This window comes from Pantoea sp. SGAir0183, from assembly GCF_043545505.1.
Map to the genome: position 1 here is coordinate 1,175,285 of NZ_CP028053.1, position 17,303 is coordinate 1,192,587.

Consider the following 17,303-nt stretch of genomic DNA (forward strand, 5'->3'; position numbering starts at 1 on the left):
TTATCTATTCTCACGCACCCGAGGTGGAGTATTGCCATGTTAAGAATCGCTAAAGAAGCACTCACTTTCGACGACGTCCTGCTCGTTCCTGCTCACTCCACCGTCCTGCCTAATACGGCCGACCTCAGCACGCAACTGACCAAAAATATTCGCCTGAACATTCCCATGCTTTCTGCTGCGATGGATACCGTGACCGAAGCGGGCCTGGCGATTGCGCTGGCACAGGAAGGTGGTCTGGGCTTCATTCATAAAAACATGTCAATTGAACGCCAGGCAGACGAAGTCCGTAAAGTCAAAAAACATGAAAGCGGCGTGGTTACCGAACCACAGACCGTACTGCCCACCACCACACTGGCCGAAGTTAAAGCGCTGACCGAGCGCAACGGTTTTGCTGGTTACCCTGTGGTGAACGCGAAAAACGAACTGGTGGGCATCATCACCGGTCGCGATGTGCGCTTTGTGACCGATCTGAACCAGCCTGTCACTGCCGTGATGACGCCGAAAGAGCGTCTGGTGACGGTGAAAGAAGGCGAAGCCCGCGACGTTGTTCTGCAAAGAATGCACGAAAAACGCGTCGAGAAAGCCCTGGTCGTGGACGACAGCTTCCATTTGCTGGGCATGATCACCGTAAAAGATTTCCAGAAAGCCGAACGTAAGCCTAATGCCTGTAAAGATGCGCAGGGCCGTCTGCGTGTGGGTGCTGCTGTCGGTGCCGGTGCGGGCAACGAAGAGCGCGTGGATGCACTGGTGGCTGCCGGTGTTGACGTCTTACTGATCGACTCTTCTCATGGCCACTCTGAAGGTGTACTGCAGCGCATCCGGGAAACCCGCGCGAAATACCCTGATCTCGAAATCGTCGGCGGCAACGTGGCGACTGGCGCGGGTGCGCTGGCGCTGGTTGAAGCGGGCGTAAGCGCCGTTAAAGTGGGCATCGGTCCGGGATCCATCTGTACGACCCGTATCGTTACCGGTGTCGGTGTTCCGCAGATCACCGCCGTTTCTGACGCTGTTGCGGCGCTGGAAGGCACGGGTATCCCTGTTATCGCTGACGGCGGTATCCGTTTCTCAGGTGATATCGCCAAAGCCATCGCGGCAGGTGCTTCCTGTGTCATGGTAGGTTCTATGCTGGCAGGTACAGAAGAATCGCCGGGTGAAATCGAACTTTACCAGGGCCGTGCCTTTAAATCTTATCGTGGGATGGGGTCACTGGGTGCGATGTCTAAAGGTTCATCAGACCGTTATTTCCAGACCGACAACGCCGCTGACAAGCTGGTGCCGGAAGGCATCGAAGGCCGTGTAGCCTATAAAGGCCGCCTGAAAGAGATTGTGCATCAGCAAATGGGCGGTCTGCGTTCATGTATGGGGCTGACCGGTTGCCCGACCATTGACGATCTGCGCACTAAAGCAGAATTCGTCCGTATCAGCGGTGCGGGCATCAATGAGAGCCACGTGCACGATGTGACCATCACCAAAGAGTCGCCGAACTACCGCATGGGTTCATAACCCCGCAAGATTTCCCGCCCGGCGACAGCCGGGCGCTTTACTTTATCAAGTCACCGTTTTGGAAAACCCTCAATGACGACGGAAAATATCCATAAGCACCGCATTCTGATTCTCGATTTTGGTTCTCAATACACGCAACTGGTGGCGCGTCGCGTCCGTGAGCTTGGCGTGTACTGTGAACTCTGGGCCTGGGACGTTACCGAAGCGCAGATTCGCGAGTTCAATCCCAGCGGTATCATCCTGTCAGGTGGCCCGGAAAGCACCACCGAACACGACAGTCCGCGCGCACCTGACTACGTTTTCACGGCTGGCGTGCCCGTGCTGGGCGTCTGTTATGGCATGCAAACCATGGCTATGCAACTGGGTGGTAAGGTCGAAGGCTCTAACGAGCGCGAATTTGGCTATGCGCAGGTAGAGGTGAACACCGCCAGCGCACTGATTCGCGATATCGAGGATGCTATCAGCGCATCAGGCAAACCGTTGCTGGATGTCTGGATGAGTCACGGTGACAAGGTGACCGCGATTCCGGCTGACTTCGTCACCGTTGCCAGCACGGAAACCTGTCCGTTTGCGATTATGGCGAACGAAGAGAAGCGCTTCTATGGCGTGCAGTTCCACCCGGAAGTCACCCATACGCGCCAGGGCCTGCGCATGCTGGAGCGTTTCGTTATCGATATCTGCCAGTGTGAAGCGCTCTGGACACCGGCCAAAATCATTGAGGATGCCGTTGAGCGCCTGCGTGCACAGGTGGGCGATGACAAAGTCATTCTGGGCTTGTCCGGTGGTGTCGATTCCTCTGTGACCGCGATGCTGCTGCACCGTGCGATTGGTAAAAATCTGACCTGCGTTTTCGTGGATAACGGTCTGTTGCGTCTGAACGAAGCGCAGCAGGTGCTGGATATGTTTGGCGATCACTTTGGTCTGAACATTGTTCACGTCGATGGTGAAGCGCGCTTCCTGGATGCGCTGGCCGGAGAAAGTGACCCTGAAGCGAAGCGTAAAATCATTGGCCGCGTTTTCGTCGAAGTCTTTGACGAGCAGGCGCTGCGTCTGGAAGACGTGAAGTGGCTGGCACAGGGCACCATCTATCCGGATGTGATTGAATCCGCTGCCTCTGCCACCGGTAAAGCCCACGTCATCAAATCACACCACAACGTCGGCGGCCTGCCGAAAGAGATGAAGATGGGCCTGGTCGAGCCATTACGTGAGCTGTTTAAAGACGAAGTGCGTAAGATCGGTCTGGAACTGGGCCTGCCGTACGATATGCTCTATCGCCATCCATTCCCGGGCCCGGGTCTGGGCGTACGCGTACTGGGTGAGGTGAAGAAAGAGTACTGTGACCTGCTGCGCCGTGCGGATGCCATCTTTATTGAAGAGCTGCATAAAGCCGATCTCTACAATAAAGTCAGCCAGGCCTTTACGGTGTTCCTGCCCGTCCGTTCCGTGGGCGTAATGGGCGATGGCCGTAAATACGACTGGGTCGTTTCACTGCGTGCGGTCGAAACCATCGACTTCATGACTGCCCACTGGGCGCACCTGCCGTATGATTTCCTGGGCCGCGTGTCCAATCGTATCATTAACGAAGTGAACGGCATTTCCCGCGTGGTCTATGACATTTCCGGTAAGCCACCGGCGACGATTGAGTGGGAATAATCCCGCTTCCGGTATAGCCCGACAGTCGGTTATATCAAGCACGAAGCCCGCATGATTGCGGGCTTTTTTATTCTCCGTCCTTCGGCTGTCTTGCGAGACCCTGTCGAAACCCATAAGGCACAGCCTCTGCTGATGCGAAAAAGGGTAACGCGGGGCACCAGGTCGACATATAAGGCAAAAAAATCAGCCGGCCTTATCCGGCTGATTTTATTAACAGTATTTCTGCCGGAGAGAAGAAGACGCACCTCCCCGGTCGGGCAATGCTTACTTAAGATGTTCCTTCAGCTCCACGGACGCCTGGCTTATCGCTGTGCGCACCGTTGGCTCTTTACTCAGGGCATTCAGCAAACCAAAGTCGTGGATCATGCCGTTGTAGCGGGTAACGGTTACCGGCACGCCGGCCGCGTCCAGTTTACGGCCAAACGCTTCCCCTTCGTCGCGCAGGACATCCAGTTCGGCGGTCTGAATCAGCGTCGGCGGTAAACCCGCCAGTTCTTCTTTGGTTGCGCGCAGCGGCGAGGCCAGAATGCTGTTTCGATCTTTTTCTGAGGTGGTGTAGTTGTCCCAGAACCACTTCATCATGTTACGGGTCAGGAAGTAGCCATTGGCAAACTGCTTATAAGAAGCATCGTCAAAGTTTGCATCGGTGACAGGCCACAGCATTACGTCGTAGCGAATAGCCGGGGTTTTATTCTGCTTAGCCTGCAGCGCAACGGCGGCAACCATATTTCCGCCTACGCTGTTCCCCACCAGAGCCAGGCGCTTACCGTCCACCCCAATTTCAGCGCCGTGTTCGGCTACCCATTTTGTTGCCTCGTAAGCCTGGGTAATGGCGACCGGATAGTGCGCTTCCGGCGAAGGCGTGTAGTTTACAAACACGGCTGCAGCACCGGATTCATTCACGAGATCGCGTACCAGACGTTCATGTGTCGGAAAATCACCCAGCACCCAGCCACCGCCGTGGAAAAACATAAACACAGGCAGTACGCCAGCGGCATGGGCTGGTTTGACTATTGTCAGCGTCAGCGGTTTACCCAGTGCCGTAATGGTCTTTTCAGAAATCTGTGCAGGCGGCAGCGTGGCGCCTTTCTGCGCCCCTGTAAGCACCGCGCGGGCTTCTTTAGGGGATAAGGTTTCAATCGGTTTTCCGCCGCTACTGTTAAGCGCGTGAAGAAATGCCGCCACGCCAACGGTGGGCTCCGGTGCGTTTTCGACCGGACTGGCCCATGCTGATGTCATCTGGCTGGCTAACAGTAAAGCACCTGCGGTGAGTTTCACTTTCATTGGGGTTTCCTTGTGTTTGCTATTAAGTAGTGTGCTATTTAGTTTGGCTACAATGCCAGTGAATTATCATCTTGTAAACAACTAAATAGTGAGCTATCTAAATTTTTACTATCTCACGGTGGGATGAACACGCCAAATAGCGAGGGCGGAATAAAAAATAACTATGTTTATTAGTGGCTTAAAACGGTGGGTGATAATTTAACACCTGCTTTTTTTTGCGCGCTACACTCATGTTGAAGCCGCTACGTTCGCGAACAGGCTATCCATTATTGGTACGTCTTGATCGAGCCGAGTTAAATCAGGGCAGTGCAACAGCCGCGCTTGCGCTGCTGATATGGAAAATGTTCGGTGTCGAGGGGGAGGCTGACGCGCTCGGTAAACTGCTTTTGCCAGAAGCACAACCGCGCTACCGGGACTGGTTGCAGCGCATTGCGGATCAGGCTAGCGGTTAGTCCCCTTAGCGCACTGGCGTAACCGGGGGAGGAAAACCGTGCAAAAACCTTTGCGTCACCTTGCCATGCGTTTCAGCGCAGAAATGCTGATTTATGCGTTAATGGGATGCTCGCCGCTGATCATCGCGCTTACGGCAGGGCAGGTTGCCAGTGTGGCCGGTTGTCCGCTGAATGAGAGCCGCGCGTATCCCTGCTTTATTCTGGGATACGATACCGGCCAGCTCCTTTACAGGATGGGCGTTTCAGGCTGGTTCAGTCTGTATAGCCTGCCGCTGGGGGCGATGCTCATGATGCTACGCACCGCAGCCTTCTTTGGGCAACTGTATTCACATTACCGTGCCAGGGGCAGCTAACGTGTCATGCCGCCGCAGGCGAAGTGAAGTCAAAGCCGGTGCTTTATTGCACTATAAAAGCCTGTCTCTGATCCCCGGGAACCCTCATGCTGACCCTGAAAATTTTTTGTCTCTGCTTTCTTACCGTCATTGTGCTGTCGCTCGCGGCCAGTCTGGCGCAGGCGACGCGCGGCGCTGATGCCCTGAATCAGGGTGGCTGGGCGACTGCCCGGCGGGATTCGGCAGGGCTCGCTCCCGATCCGCATGTTAACGCCAGTCAGGCCATCATTCAGGTTTATGCCGCGCCGACCTATGGCTGGAAGGGTGCCGTTGCGGTGCATCCGTGGATTATTTTTAAACGCGCAGGTGAAACCCGCTATACGCGTTATGAAGTCATCAGTTGGGGCAGTGGCGATAAGGTAAGGCGCAATGCCTCTTTGCCAGATGGTTACTGGTACGGTGCAAAACCGCGTTTGCTGGTGGAGCACCGTGGCCCTGAAGCGCAGAACCTGATTCCGCAGATTGAAGCCGCCATCAAAACCTATCCCTGGCCCACGACCTATCATGCCTGGCCCGGACCGAACAGTAATACTTTTATGGCGCACATTGGGCGCAATGTGCCCGCGCTGAAACTGAATCTGCCTGCTAACGCTCTGGGGAAAGACTATCGGCCATTATGGCGTCCGGTTGGCTTACCGCCTTCAGGGCGCGGGGTTCAACTGTCCCTGCTTGGCGTGGCGGGCGTAACGATCGGCGTGCAAGAGGGCGTTGAGTTTAATCTGTTAGGACTGAGTGCTGGCGTCGGATTTGCGCCGTTTCAGCTGCGCCTGCCTTTTATCGGCGGTGTAGGGCATAACAACCTGCAACATGATCATCCCTGATTGCCGGCCAGGGTGAGGCGTCGGGCGCATTGACGTCCTGCCCTCGTCTGCCCTGACGCGCTAACGGCCCACAGGTTAGCGCGTCCCGGCAGAAACGGTCAGCAGACGCCGAAATCGCCATCTTCGTGATAAAGGTTCACGCTGTCTGCTTTAATTTCAATTTCCTTTTTACTGGCATCATCTACGCGCGCGCACCAAAGCGTGTCGCCTTCGGCACGCAGCACGACCATTTTAGGACCGCCCGTTTTCGACTGAACCAGGTCATCAGGGTTAAACATATTTCCTCCGTTGTTTTCTGATGGTTATGTCTGGCATAGCAGCCTCGCATTTTTTGCGCGGCCTTTTCCATTTTAGACACAACCCGTTTTACCTGCCGTCCGACTGCTCGCGTCCTGTCCACACATCACAAAAATACCGCAAGGTTGTCAGTTGACAACCGAAAAAATATAAGGAATGCTACGCGCCATGGTGGACAGAAAGCGGCACCCGAATAAAGAGATTGAGGCAGCATTACGTTACGCAGAATCTTACGGATGGCGGGTTATTGCCTCCGGTCATCATGCATGGGGAAAGCTGTATTGCCCCTCAAATCTTGAGACATGCCGGTGTGGGGAATTTTGTCTGACCTGTATCTGGCACACACCAAAAAGCGCGACGAACCCTGCAAAAGCATTGCGGCGCGTCGTAGATAACTGTAGTGAGATAAAAAAACGCAAGCGAGGGCATTAACATGACGGAATACTGTTTCACCTTGCGGTTTGAACTGCCTGAAACGTCGGCACCCATTGATACACTACTGGAAAAACTGGCCGAGGCAGGATGCGATGATGCGCTGGTGGGCGCGGGAACCGCTGGCAAGCTGGCGCTGGAGTTTACCCGCCAGGCGATGTCGGCCAGCGATGCGGTCGACAGTGCGATCCGGGATGTACAGGTTGCCATTCCTGGCGCGGTCATGATCGAAGCGGCACCGGACTTTGTCGGCTTAACCGATGTGGCTGACCTTATTGGCGTGTCGCGTCAAAATATGCGCAAACTGATGCTGACGCACAGCAAACAGTTTCCGCTGCCGGTGCATGATGGCAAAACTGCTATCTGGCATTTAGCCGACGTGCTGGAGTGGCTGGGGCAGCGCAATCACTACCAGCTACCCGCGGTCACCTGCGAACTGGCGCAGGTAACCCGTCGGCTTAACGTGTTGGGTTCCGTGCAGCGCTACGGTTACCAAAAAACTAAGCCCTAGTGCGGCAACAGGAAAAGCGTCGCCAGGCCCAGGAAAATAAAAAAGCCACCGGTATCGGTAATGGCCGTAATCAGAACGCTGGAGCCCACGGCGGGATCGCGTTTCATTTTGGTCATTACCAGCGGCACCATCACGCCCATGATGGCCGCCAGCAAAAGATTCAGCACCATCGCCAGCATCATCACGCCGCCCAGTGCCATATTGCTGTACATGAGCCAGGTGATGGCACCCATAATCCCGCCCCAGAACAGGCCGTTAATCAGGGCGACGCCAATTTCTCGCTTAAACAGAAACGAGAAATTTCCCGGTTCAACCTGATGCAGCGCCAGGGCGCGGACAATCATGGTAATGGTCTGGTTACCGGTATTGCCGCCGATGCCGGCGATAATCGGCATTAAAGTCGCAAGTGCGACAATCTGTGAGATAGTGCCCTCAAACAGCCCAATCACGCGGGAAGCGATAAAGGCTGTGCAGAGGTTGATGGCCAGCCAGGCCCAGCGATTTCGCACCGACTTACGGACCGGAGCAAAGACATCCTCTTCCTGGCTGATCCCGCCCATTTTGCGGATGTTGCTTTCATTTTCTTTGTTTACCAGGTCGACCACATCTTCAATCGTGATACGGCCAATGAGCTTGCCCTGGGCGTCCGTCACCGCTGCGGAAATCAGGTTATAGCGTTCAAAGGCACTGGCGGCGTCTTCGGCTTTATCGTCCAGCTGAAAGGTGGTGGGATGGGGATTCATCACCTCGCTCACCAGGGTTTTGGGTTTGTTCAGCAGGATATCCGTCAACAGCAGTTCGCCGAGCAGCTGATTCTGTTCATTGGTAATGAAGATTTTGTCCGTGCCGTCGGGCATGCTTTTGCCTTTGCGCAAAAACCGTTGCACGGTCGCCAGCGTGACGTCCTCGCGTACAGTGAGGATATTGAAGTCCATCACCCGACCCACGCGATCGCGGTCAAACTTCATCACGCTCAGAATACGCGCCCGTAGTTTGGGCTCCAGGGAGGTCAGTAAGCGCCCGGTGAGGCCGCGCGGCAGATAGCGCACCAGCCAGGCCTGGTCGTCAATATCCAGCGGCGCGATAGCCTGGAGAATATCGCGGTTGCTCATCTCGTCGGTCAGGCTGTCCCAGACGGTTTCTGACGCTTCAACCAGCACATGGCCGCGTTTTTCCGGCGGCACCAGGCTCCAGAGCGCCAGGCGGGCTTCTTCAGGCAACGCTTCAAGGATGTCGGCCAGGTCAGCCGCATGGAGCTGGTCGATGTCTTGTTGCAGAATTTCCCGATGTATCACATTTTCACGTTGCTGCTCAGGCGAGAGATGACCGGCTTTATTCCGTAGTGTCTCGCTGAGACCCTGCTCATTGAGCAGCAGCGTCAGAATACGATGACGAATTTCATTTAAACGTTGAGTGTGTGAGGCAGACACATTGCATCCCTTTAGTCTGAAAGCACCTGCACGAAGTGTAGCGTTTTGAGTGAAAAAGGGAGGCAAAAAATCGTCCCGCAGGCGGGAATGCGCGCGGATGTGTCAGCGAAAAGCCTGTAAGGGATTAACGACTGCTGGAAAGCGTCGGGATAACAGGCGCGGATTCAGTTTGCTTTTGCTGATGATGCTCGAAGGCCGCAGGCAGGATAAAAACGAGACGGCTAAACAGAATGATAAAACTGATGAGTAAAACAACCCGCGTCATACTGACGCTTTTTTTACGTCTTCGGGGAGAAAGGGCGCTGTTCACGCAAAGAAATTCCTGTAATAACCCGGACCGGGCGACAGCAATATTTAGTCACAGTCGCCCGGGTAAATCAACCGCTGTTTAAAAAAAATACAACGGGTCAATAGCTGGCTTTCTGGGCCAGCAGGGTCGCAAAACGGCAGTTAATCCGGTTGCCGTTTTCATCTTTGCGATGTAGCTGTCCCCAGTTTTCGTTGTATTTCACAATGTGCCAGTTGCGGTAGTAATGGCTTAACTCACCGGATTTAAACGCGAAAGGGAAGTCAGACGGACAGGGCGCATCCTCGGTATTCATCGCGGCCACAATCAGGTTGAAGCCGTTTTTCACGGTACAGGCTTGCATATCCGCGATGAGCTGGGGAATGGTGGCCGGTTGCAAAAACATCATGACCACCGTCGAGATGACCACCTGCCAGGCCCCGTTAAAACGCACCTGATTTAAATCCTGCAGCGCCGTATGAATGCCGGTCAGCCCTTCGGCGGCGATGATCTGATTGAGCCGTTCCAGACTGGCGGGATTGTGATCCCAGGCCGTCACGTCAAAACCATGTTGGTTAAGGAACAGCGTATTACGTCCACTTCCGCACCCCAGATCAAGCGCTTTTCCAGGTGTCAGTTTAGGCAGCGCCTCGGCCACCTCCGAGTGCACAGGGGTTAAGCCATAGGTTTCTGCAAAATAGTTATCGGTTCGCAATGTCATGATTATCCGTTCGGTAATGCGGGCAGCAAATGCCCGCACAATCAGGCTTCTGCCAGAATCAGCTTCCAGCCGGTGACCTCATTCCAGTAGTTTTGCTCACGCTCCAGATCGAGCTGGACCAGGTTATTTTGACTGAAATAGCCCGCCGGGAAGGTAAGCGTCCAGTGGCCCTCATCACAGGTCAGCGTTAACGCGTCAGGACGTGTAGTCGCCTGACGCTGGTTGTTCAGTAAGGTGCCAAGGCGCAGCAGGAATATCAGCGGCAGAAACTGCTTTTTCTTAAACAGCGTGACGCGAGGCAGTTCATCCACTTTGACGGCTTTGCGGTGGAATCTGACCAGTGCTGCCAGCAGCATCTGCTGATCCTGGTTGAAACCCGGCAGGTTGGTGTTCTGCAAAATATAGGCTGAGTGGCGTTGCATGCCGCTGTGGTTGATCGTCAAGCCGACTTCGTGCAGCATCGCCGCCCATTTCAACAGCGCCGCCAGCTGAGGATTCGCGAGTTTGGGATTCTGGTCGCGCCATTGCAGATAGAGCTGCTCGGTGGTTTCCAGCACTCGACGCGCCTGGTCGCTGTCGATGGCATAGTGATTCGCCAGGCTCTGAGCGGTGCGGCTGCGAATATCCCGATGGCGGAAACGGCCTTCCATCTCATAAAGTACGCCTTCACGCAGCGCGCCATCGCTCAGGGTCAGTTCACGAATCGCCAGCGCATCAAACACGCCGCAAAGAATCGCCAGCCCCGGAACAAATACGCTTTTGCGCTCTTCAGACAGGCCTGGCAGACTCAGCGCAGCGAACGATTTATGCTTGATCACTTCATCATAAAGCTTTGTCAGTCGCTCTGGCGTAATCAGCTTCTCTTTCTCGCCCATCGCCAGCAGCACTTCGCAGGCCGCTTTGATGGTGCCGGAAGCACCAAGGGCATATTGCCAGCCGTGCAGACGATATTGCCACGCCAGGGTTTCCAGCTTCTGCGTGGCGGCCAGCCGGGCGCGACGGAAGTTTTCAACGCTGATTTCGCCGCCAGGGAAGTAAAGCTGGGCAAAGCTGACGCAGCCCATGCGGCGGCTTTCGACCAACTGAGGCTCAAAATCTTCACCGATGACGAGCTCTGTCGAGCCGCCACCGATATCAATCACCAGCTTGCGTCCTTTTTCCGGTTGCGTATGTTCGACGCCCATAAAGATCAGGCGCGCTTCTTCGTGACCGGAAATCACCTCTATTGGATAAGGAATGACCTCTGCCGCGCGCTGTAAAAACGTCTCAGCGTTAACCGCCTGACGCAGCGTATGTGTGCCGACAATCGTCACGTTGCTGGCATTAAAGCCCTGCAGGCGTTCGGCAAACAGTGCCAGGCAGTTCAGACCGCGCTCCATGGCGTCTTCGCTCAGGTAATTTTTGGCATCCAGGCCATCAGCAAGATGCACGCGCTGCTTCAGTCGCCCCAATACCTGCAAAGCCCCATCCACCACACGGGCAATGACCATGTGGAAACTGTTTGAACCGAGATCGATGGCCGCAAACTCTTGAGGTTTCGGCGTACTTTTTTGGGATATTGGCATAGGCGTTATTCAGGTTGTTCCAGCTTCTTAATGTATTCGTAAATCGCCATTTGCGACCGCACCTTACGACGATTGCCGCGCTGAACGTATTGGTTACTCAGCTCTTTATCCACGACGCGCGCTTTAACCGTGTCGCTGAGCTGAATGGCAATGATGTCCAGAATGCGCTGCTTTATTTGTGGATCCAGGATAGCCACGGCCACTTCGATACGGTAATCAATGTTACGCGTCATCCAGTCAGCCGAGGAGAGAAACACTTTCTTGTCTCCACCGTTTTCAAAGATATAAACGCGGTCATGTTCCAGGAAGCGATCAACGATACTGATCACACGAATATTTTCACTGATCCCAGGCAAGTCCGGAATCAATGAGCACATCCCACGAACCAGTAAATTAACATTTACGCCAACGCTGGAGGCCGTATAAAGCCTGTCTACCAGCCCTTTGTCCACCAGGTTGTTAATTTTAAGAGTTATGCCACTGGGGCGCTTTTGTTGGGCATTCGCAATCTCGTTATCGATCAAATCATACAGCATCCGACGTGAGTTTTGCGGAGAAACCATCAGGTGATCAAACGTCACCGGGCGGTACGGGTTTTCGATAAAGTTAAAGACCCGGCGCACTTCATTGGTGATCCGCGCATCGGCGGTCAGCAGCGAGTAGTCCGTGTACAGACGCGCGGTTTTCTCATTAAAGTTACCGGTGCCGATGTGGGCATAGCGCACGATTTCTTCGCCTTCACGACGGGAAATCAGGAACAGTTTGGCGTGAATTTTCAGGCCAGGCGCCGAGAAAATAACGTGAACACCGGCTTCTGTCAGGCGCTTAGCCCAGTAAATGTTGGCTTCTTCATCGAAACGCGCCTGAAGTTCGACGACCACCGTCACTTTCTTACCGTTATAGGCGGCGTGAATCATCGCATCCATGATGCGGGAATGCTTGGCGACGCGGTAAATATTAATTTTAATCGCCAGCACGCTGGGGTCGAATGATGCCTGGCGTAGCAGTTCCAGCACATGCTCGAACGTGTGATACGGATAATAAAGCAGGACGTCGCGATTACGAATGGCGTCAAAACCGTTGCGGAAGCCGTCAAAACCAATGTGGCGAATCTGCGGCATCGGACGGTTAATCAGGTTGTTTTTCCCGACGTTAGGAAACCCGATAAAGTCTTTGAAGTTGTGATAGCGTCCGCCTGCCAGCACGGAGTCGTAGTTGGAAATCGACAGCTTGTCGCACAGCAGCGCCACCATAGAATCCGGCATATCGCGCTGATAGACAAAACGCACAGGTTCTGCCGTCAGACGCTGTTTCAGGCTGGAGGACATCAGTTCCAGCAGGCTGGACTCCATTTCGGTGACCAGATCGTACTCCGCATCGCGCGTCATTTTCATTGAATAGGCGTTCAGCGTGTCGTAATCGTAGAAACCTTTGAAAATATCATCCAGGCAGTAGCGCAGGATATTATCTAACAGGATCATCGGCTTGCGGCGGCGCGGCGGCTCCGCAGGCAGGTTAATAAAACGCGGGACCTTGTCTGACGGGATTTCCAGCAACGCGTACTGAATATCGCTGCCGCGAATGATCTCGACCGCCAGATAGGTGTAATCGTCTTTCAGAAACTCCGTCAGGTCGGTTTCATGGGTAATCAGGATCGGCGTGATGTGCTGACGCAGTTCATGCTTAAAGTAGTGACGCAGCCAGCTTTGCTGATTAGGTGAAAGCTGACGTTCGTTAATCAGAAAGATTTGATTGCGCGCCATTTCCAGCAACAGGTCGTTGTAGAGCGCATCAAATTCCTGATCCGATTTCAGGACGCGCTGCTGAATCTTCTTCAACAGGTGGCGCGGTGTACTGGCGGAGCCTTGCTCTTCGCCAATCAGGATGCGTCGTTTCAGGTCGGCAAACCGGACCTTGTAAAATTCGTCGAGGTTATTTGAGTAAATACCTAAGAAACGCATACGTTCAATCAGCGGATTACTTTTGTCTGCCGCTTCCTGCAAAACACGTTCGTTAAAGCACAACCAGCTCATTTCTTTTTCAATATAAAGCTTTACCTGACCCATTCTCACTCCGTATGACGGTTGCAGGACTGACGACGCTACAGTATCCATCAGCATTATGGCGAGAGTATGGCAAGCTTGTCCAACAGCAAAAGTTGTCTTATCAAGCCGCTACGGGCAACATAGCGACTCATTTTCGCCGCATAATCAGGGCCGCATGAGCGTAAACCATATTCCCGTCCAGTTTAGCGATCGCCGACGTCGTGCTATTGACCGTTACACGCGGCGCCTCGTCACGTGCTGCGGGGTCGCTATTCTGTTACTGATGATGCTGCTGTTCTTTTGGTTGCTCTGGGTGGTCCTGCCGTTATTTAGCGCACCGGGTGTGCACAGTCTCAGTCATCAGCGGCTCTGGGATGCATCGCCCGCACTGGCCATTGGTAATAAAGGCAGCGTTGGCTGGCGTATCAGTCGTGATGGCAAGGCACGATTTATACCGCTGAATGGCCAACCGCCTGAGCCCGCGCTGATGCTGACGCCCGCGCCGCAACAGGTGGTAACGAGCGCCGATGGCAATACGGTGCTGCTCAACGCACAGGGCAGTTTAACCCTGTTGCAGCCGGTGATAAGCAAAGGCGAAGGCGAATGGCATTTTCCGTTGGGCGATAGCGGCTTTCGTCTGCCCCAGGGCGACGTAAAAGAAATGGCTGTCGCCACACTTCGTCCCGATCAATGGCGGATTGCAGCGCTCACTGACGCGGGCGTCAGTCTGTTAACGCTGGAAACTAACCGCCAGGCTGCGCTCATCCAGCTGCCGGGTCTGCAGCCTGCGCATCTGGTGCTTTCGCCTAAAGGCGACCTGCTGTACACCACCGAAGGCCGCCTGCTGCGGGTCTGGCAAATCGATGACGGGCGGGCCTGGCTGCGGGAAACGCAGATGCTGCCGGAAGCGCCCCAACATATGCAGTTACTGGCCGGAGGCCAAACGCTGCTAATTCAGGACAGTCACGGTATTACGCAATGGTTTTCCATTGCTGGCGATAACGGCCTGCGCCTGCACGCCATCCGCACGTTCGCACACAGCGCCGGACAGGGTCTGATCGTCAGTGAGGCGCAGCGCCGGGTTTTCGCTACCTTTGATCAAACCGGCCTGCTTAAGGTCTTTGCCAGCAAACAGGATGGGCCCATTCTGCAACACCAGTTAGCACCCGGCATCCTGCAGGCGCAGTTTTCGCCGCAGGGCGACAGCCTGTTGCTGGAGCGATCGTCAGGTTGGGAAACCCTTAAACTGACCAATCCCTGGCCGGATGTGACCTGGCGTAACTTCTGGCAAAAAATCTGGTATGAAAACTACCCCAAAGCCGACTGGGTCTGGCAGTCCACCAATGCCGGAGACAGCTATCAGGCGAAGTTCAGTTTAATTCCGATGGTGGTGGGCACGCTGAAAGCGGCCAGTATGGCGCTGCTTTTTGCCACGCCGCTTGCCCTGGCGGCCGCGATGTACACCGCCTGGTTTATGGCACCCGGTTTACGTCGTTGGGTGAAGCCTGCGATAGAGATGATGGGGGCGTTGCCCAGTGTGGTGATTGGGTTGATTGCCGGATTATGGTTAGCGCCCCATGTCGGTCAGGCATTAACAGGAATTCTGTTGCTGCCGGTCACGCTGGCGGGCAGTCTGCTTGGCTGCGGTATTCTGGCCCGCCGCTTACCGGCCCGCTGGCGGCAGCCGGGCCATGAGGTTATCCTGCTGCTGCCCGTGCTGCTTATTGTCGCGGCGTTAACGCTCTGGCTACCCACGCTTATCGTGCCGGATGCCGGTGACTGGCTGCCGCATTACGCGCAGCGTAATCTGCTGATAGCGGCGCTGGCGATGGGGTTTGCGCTGGTGCCGATGATTTTTACGCTGGCGGAAGATGCGCTGTTCAGCGTTCCGGCGTCGCTGGGGCAGGGCTCACTGGCGCTGGGCGCCACGCCGTGGCAAACCCTGACGCGGGTCGTGCTGCCGGGAGCGTCGGCCGGCATTTTTGCCGCGTTGATGATTGGTTTCGGACGGGCCGTAGGCGAAACCATGATTCTCTTAATGGCCACCGGGAACACGCCGCAAACTGAAGGCGGCCTGTTCAGTGGCCTGCGCACGCTGTCAGCCAATATCGCGATTGAAATGCCTGAGGCGGCCGTTGGCAGCGCACATTACCGGATTCTGTTTTTAAGTGCGCTGGTGCTGCTGGTCTTCACGTTGATGATCAATACGGTTGCCGAGCTTATCCGCCAGCGTCTGCGCCTGCGTTTTAGCCAGTATAAGGAGCAGGCATGAAGGCGATACGACAAAACGATCGCTGGCGTTGGCTTACGGCGGGTGCCGTGACGGTCTGTTTACTGGCCTTTACCCTGTTGATCGCGCTGCTGGGATGGCAGGGGCTGCGCGCGTTCTGGCCCCATCCCGTCGATCTCTATCAGTTCACACTGCCTGATGGCAGCAAAACCCGTGTACTGGGCGAAACGCTTGAGCGGCAATCGCATTATCCGGCGCCTGCCGCCGCGTCAGACGGCAAACCGGGCGACGTACATCGCTATCTGATTAAGACAGGCAACCGGGACTGGGCCGCGCCTGACTTTCGGGCGGTACTGAGTCAGCAGGCACCGATTGTCAGCCAGCCGGACGACGTGATGGTGCTGCAGCGCCGCAGTCAGGGGAATGCCTATGGCTGGTTTGTCGGCCTGCGGGAAGAGAATGATGTTCTTACGGCAAAAGACATTATGGCGCTTCTGCAACAGCGCCTTGAACAGGTAAAGCTTATCGAGCAGCAGGCCAGCGAGATGCGTCGGGTCGATATTGCCCGGTTGAATGAACAACTGGACCAGTTGGACGATCAGGCTGAGCATCAGCGCGCGGCAAAGCAGTTCGATTTGCAGGCGCAGTCAGAATACGAGGCCAACCAGGCGGCGCTGCAACGCCGCCTTCTTCAGCTCAATGACAGGCTGAACAGCCTGCAAGCGGAAAGCCAGCGTGATGCGCTGATTCTGCGCGATGTGAACGGCACTGATCATCGCATTCCCCTGTCGCAGATTGTGGAAGCCTGGCAACCCAACGCGATGAGCCTGACGCAAAAAATGGGGCATTTCTGCCAGCAGGTGTGGCGCTTTATTAGCGATTCGCCTGCCGAAGGAGAAAGCGAGTTTGGCGTGTTTCCGGCGATATTTGGCACGGTGCTCATGGTGCTGCTGATGTCTGTAGTTGTGATGCCGCTGGGCGTTATCGCGGCGCTGTGGCTACATGAATATGCGGAACGCAACGCGTTGACCCGTCTGGTACGCATCGCCGTGGTCAACCTGGCGGGCGTACCCTCGATTGTTTATGGCGTATTTGGGCTGGGCTTTTTTGTCTGGCTGGTGGGCGGCACGGTGGACCAGCTGTTTTACAGCAGCACCTTGCCCGCCCCGACATTTGGTACGCCCGGTTTGCTGTGGGCGTCGCTGACACTGGCCCTGCTGACCTTGCCGGTGGTGATTGTCGCGACGGAAGAAGGGCTTTCCCGCATTCCCGACAGTCTTCGGCAGGGCTCGCTGGCGCTGGGGGCGACCCAGGCCGAAACGCTCTGGAACGTGGTATTGCCTATGGCCGTTCCGGCCATGTTAACCGGCCTGATTCTGGCCGTGGCACGTGCCGCAGGCGAGACCGCGCCTCTGATGCTGGTGGGCGTGGTTAAAATGGTGCCGGAACTGCCGGTAGATGCGGTGTTCCCTTACCTGCACCTCGACAGAAAATTTATGCATCTGGGCTTTCAGATCTACGATCTCGCCTTTCAGAGCCCTAATACCGAAGCCGACCGGCCGCTGGTTTTCGCCACGGCGCTGCTTCTGGTGCTCATTATTCTGTTGCTGAACCTGTTAGCTATGGGCCTGCGTCACCGCCTGCGTGAACGCTATCGCCTGATGACTCAATAACTGACGAT

The 17,303-nt window shown here is 55.3% G+C and carries 15 protein-coding genes; 8 read left to right on the forward strand and 7 right to left on the reverse strand.

Annotation, left to right across the window (positions count from 1 at the left end; translation table 11 throughout):
* The first annotated feature begins 36 nt into the window (after nucleotides 1-36).
* Nucleotides 37-1,503: an IMP dehydrogenase gene (guaB, locus tag C1N59_RS05635; RefSeq protein WP_033740877.1), complete on the forward strand. Its 1,467-nt coding sequence runs from the start codon at nucleotides 37-39 to the stop codon at nucleotides 1,501-1,503.
* Nucleotides 1,504-1,575: 72 nt separating this feature from the next.
* Complete coding sequence (gene guaA, locus C1N59_RS05640; protein WP_006120616.1) at nucleotides 1,576-3,156, forward strand: glutamine-hydrolyzing GMP synthase; 1,581 nt, start codon at nucleotides 1,576-1,578, stop codon at nucleotides 3,154-3,156.
* A gap of 264 nt (nucleotides 3,157-3,420) precedes the next feature.
* Here the strand turns inward: guaA and C1N59_RS05645 are convergent, their stop codons facing one another.
* Nucleotides 3,421-4,440, reverse strand: a complete 1,020-nt coding sequence (locus C1N59_RS05645) for an alpha/beta hydrolase (RefSeq protein WP_033740876.1) — start codon at nucleotides 4,438-4,440, stop codon at nucleotides 3,421-3,423.
* Between the two features lie 490 nt (nucleotides 4,441-4,930).
* On the opposite strand from C1N59_RS05645, the gene C1N59_RS05650 reads away from it, so the two are divergent.
* A complete protein-coding gene (locus C1N59_RS05650) occupies nucleotides 4,931-5,245 on the forward strand; it encodes a hypothetical protein (RefSeq protein ID WP_152607481.1) in 315 nt (104 codons plus the stop codon).
* An 86-nt stretch (nucleotides 5,246-5,331) separates the two neighbouring features.
* The gene (locus C1N59_RS05655) at nucleotides 5,332-6,105 is read left to right on the forward strand and encodes a DUF3750 domain-containing protein (protein ID WP_054633337.1); all 774 of its coding nucleotides are present in this window, start codon (nucleotides 5,332-5,334) and stop codon (nucleotides 6,103-6,105) included.
* A 98-nt stretch (nucleotides 6,106-6,203) separates the two neighbouring features.
* On the opposite strand, the gene C1N59_RS05660 is transcribed toward C1N59_RS05655, so the two are convergent.
* Complete coding sequence (locus C1N59_RS05660; protein ID WP_033740871.1) at nucleotides 6,204-6,383, reverse strand: hypothetical protein; 180 nt, start codon at nucleotides 6,381-6,383, stop codon at nucleotides 6,204-6,206.
* A 187-nt stretch (nucleotides 6,384-6,570) separates the two neighbouring features.
* Here C1N59_RS05660 and C1N59_RS05665 point away from each other — a divergent pair, with 187 nt between their 5' ends.
* Together C1N59_RS05665 and C1N59_RS05670 are read left to right on the forward strand one after the other, a co-directional pair.
* On the forward strand, nucleotides 6,571-6,834 hold the full coding sequence (locus C1N59_RS05665) for a hypothetical protein (RefSeq protein ID WP_369974379.1): 264 nt from the start codon (nucleotides 6,571-6,573) through the stop codon (nucleotides 6,832-6,834).
* A gap of 1 nt (nucleotide 6,835) precedes the next feature.
* Nucleotides 6,836-7,345 carry a helix-turn-helix transcriptional regulator gene (locus C1N59_RS05670; RefSeq protein WP_325990435.1) on the forward strand — a complete coding sequence of 170 codons (510 nt, stop codon included), beginning with the start codon at nucleotides 6,836-6,838 and terminating at the stop codon, nucleotides 7,343-7,345.
* On the opposite strand, the gene mgtE is transcribed toward C1N59_RS05670, so the two are convergent.
* The 5 genes from mgtE to ppk1 all read right to left on the reverse strand — a co-directional run bounded on the left by mgtE (nucleotide 7,342) and on the right by ppk1 (nucleotide 13,413).
* Nucleotides 7,342-8,775 (reverse strand): magnesium transporter, encoded by a 1,434-nt coding sequence (mgtE, locus tag C1N59_RS05675; RefSeq protein ID WP_394550412.1) that lies wholly within the window; start codon nucleotides 8,773-8,775, stop codon nucleotides 7,342-7,344. The two genes, C1N59_RS05670 and mgtE, sit on opposite strands and share 4 nt — an antisense overlap.
* Before the next feature lie 124 nt (nucleotides 8,776-8,899).
* Nucleotides 8,900-9,085 (reverse strand): YfgG family protein, encoded by a 186-nt coding sequence (locus C1N59_RS05680; RefSeq protein WP_394550413.1) that lies wholly within the window; start codon nucleotides 9,083-9,085, stop codon nucleotides 8,900-8,902.
* 97 nt (nucleotides 9,086-9,182) lie between these two features.
* Nucleotides 9,183-9,782 carry a tellurite resistance methyltransferase TehB gene (tehB, locus tag C1N59_RS05685; protein WP_039340157.1) on the reverse strand — a complete coding sequence of 200 codons (600 nt, stop codon included), beginning with the start codon at nucleotides 9,780-9,782 and terminating at the stop codon, nucleotides 9,183-9,185.
* Nucleotides 9,783-9,823: 41 nt separating this feature from the next.
* Entirely contained in the window at nucleotides 9,824-11,347 is a 1,524-nt protein-coding gene (gene ppx / locus C1N59_RS05690; protein WP_033740864.1) for an exopolyphosphatase, read from the reverse strand.
* Nucleotides 11,348-11,352: 5 nt separating this feature from the next.
* A complete protein-coding gene (gene ppk1, locus C1N59_RS05695) occupies nucleotides 11,353-13,413 on the reverse strand; it encodes a polyphosphate kinase 1 (RefSeq protein WP_006120467.1) in 2,061 nt (686 codons plus the stop codon).
* Between the two features lie 154 nt (nucleotides 13,414-13,567).
* Here ppk1 and C1N59_RS05700 point away from each other — a divergent pair, with 154 nt between their 5' ends.
* Together C1N59_RS05700 and pstA are read left to right on the forward strand one after the other, a co-directional pair.
* Complete coding sequence (locus tag C1N59_RS05700) at nucleotides 13,568-15,664, forward strand: ABC transporter permease subunit (RefSeq protein ID WP_054633340.1); 2,097 nt, start codon at nucleotides 13,568-13,570, stop codon at nucleotides 15,662-15,664.
* Complete coding sequence (gene pstA / locus C1N59_RS05705) at nucleotides 15,661-17,295, forward strand: phosphate ABC transporter permease PstA (protein ID WP_110268126.1); 1,635 nt, start codon at nucleotides 15,661-15,663, stop codon at nucleotides 17,293-17,295. The genes C1N59_RS05700 and pstA overlap by 4 nt, the downstream gene beginning before the upstream one ends.
* Nucleotides 17,296-17,303 lie beyond the last annotated feature (8 nt).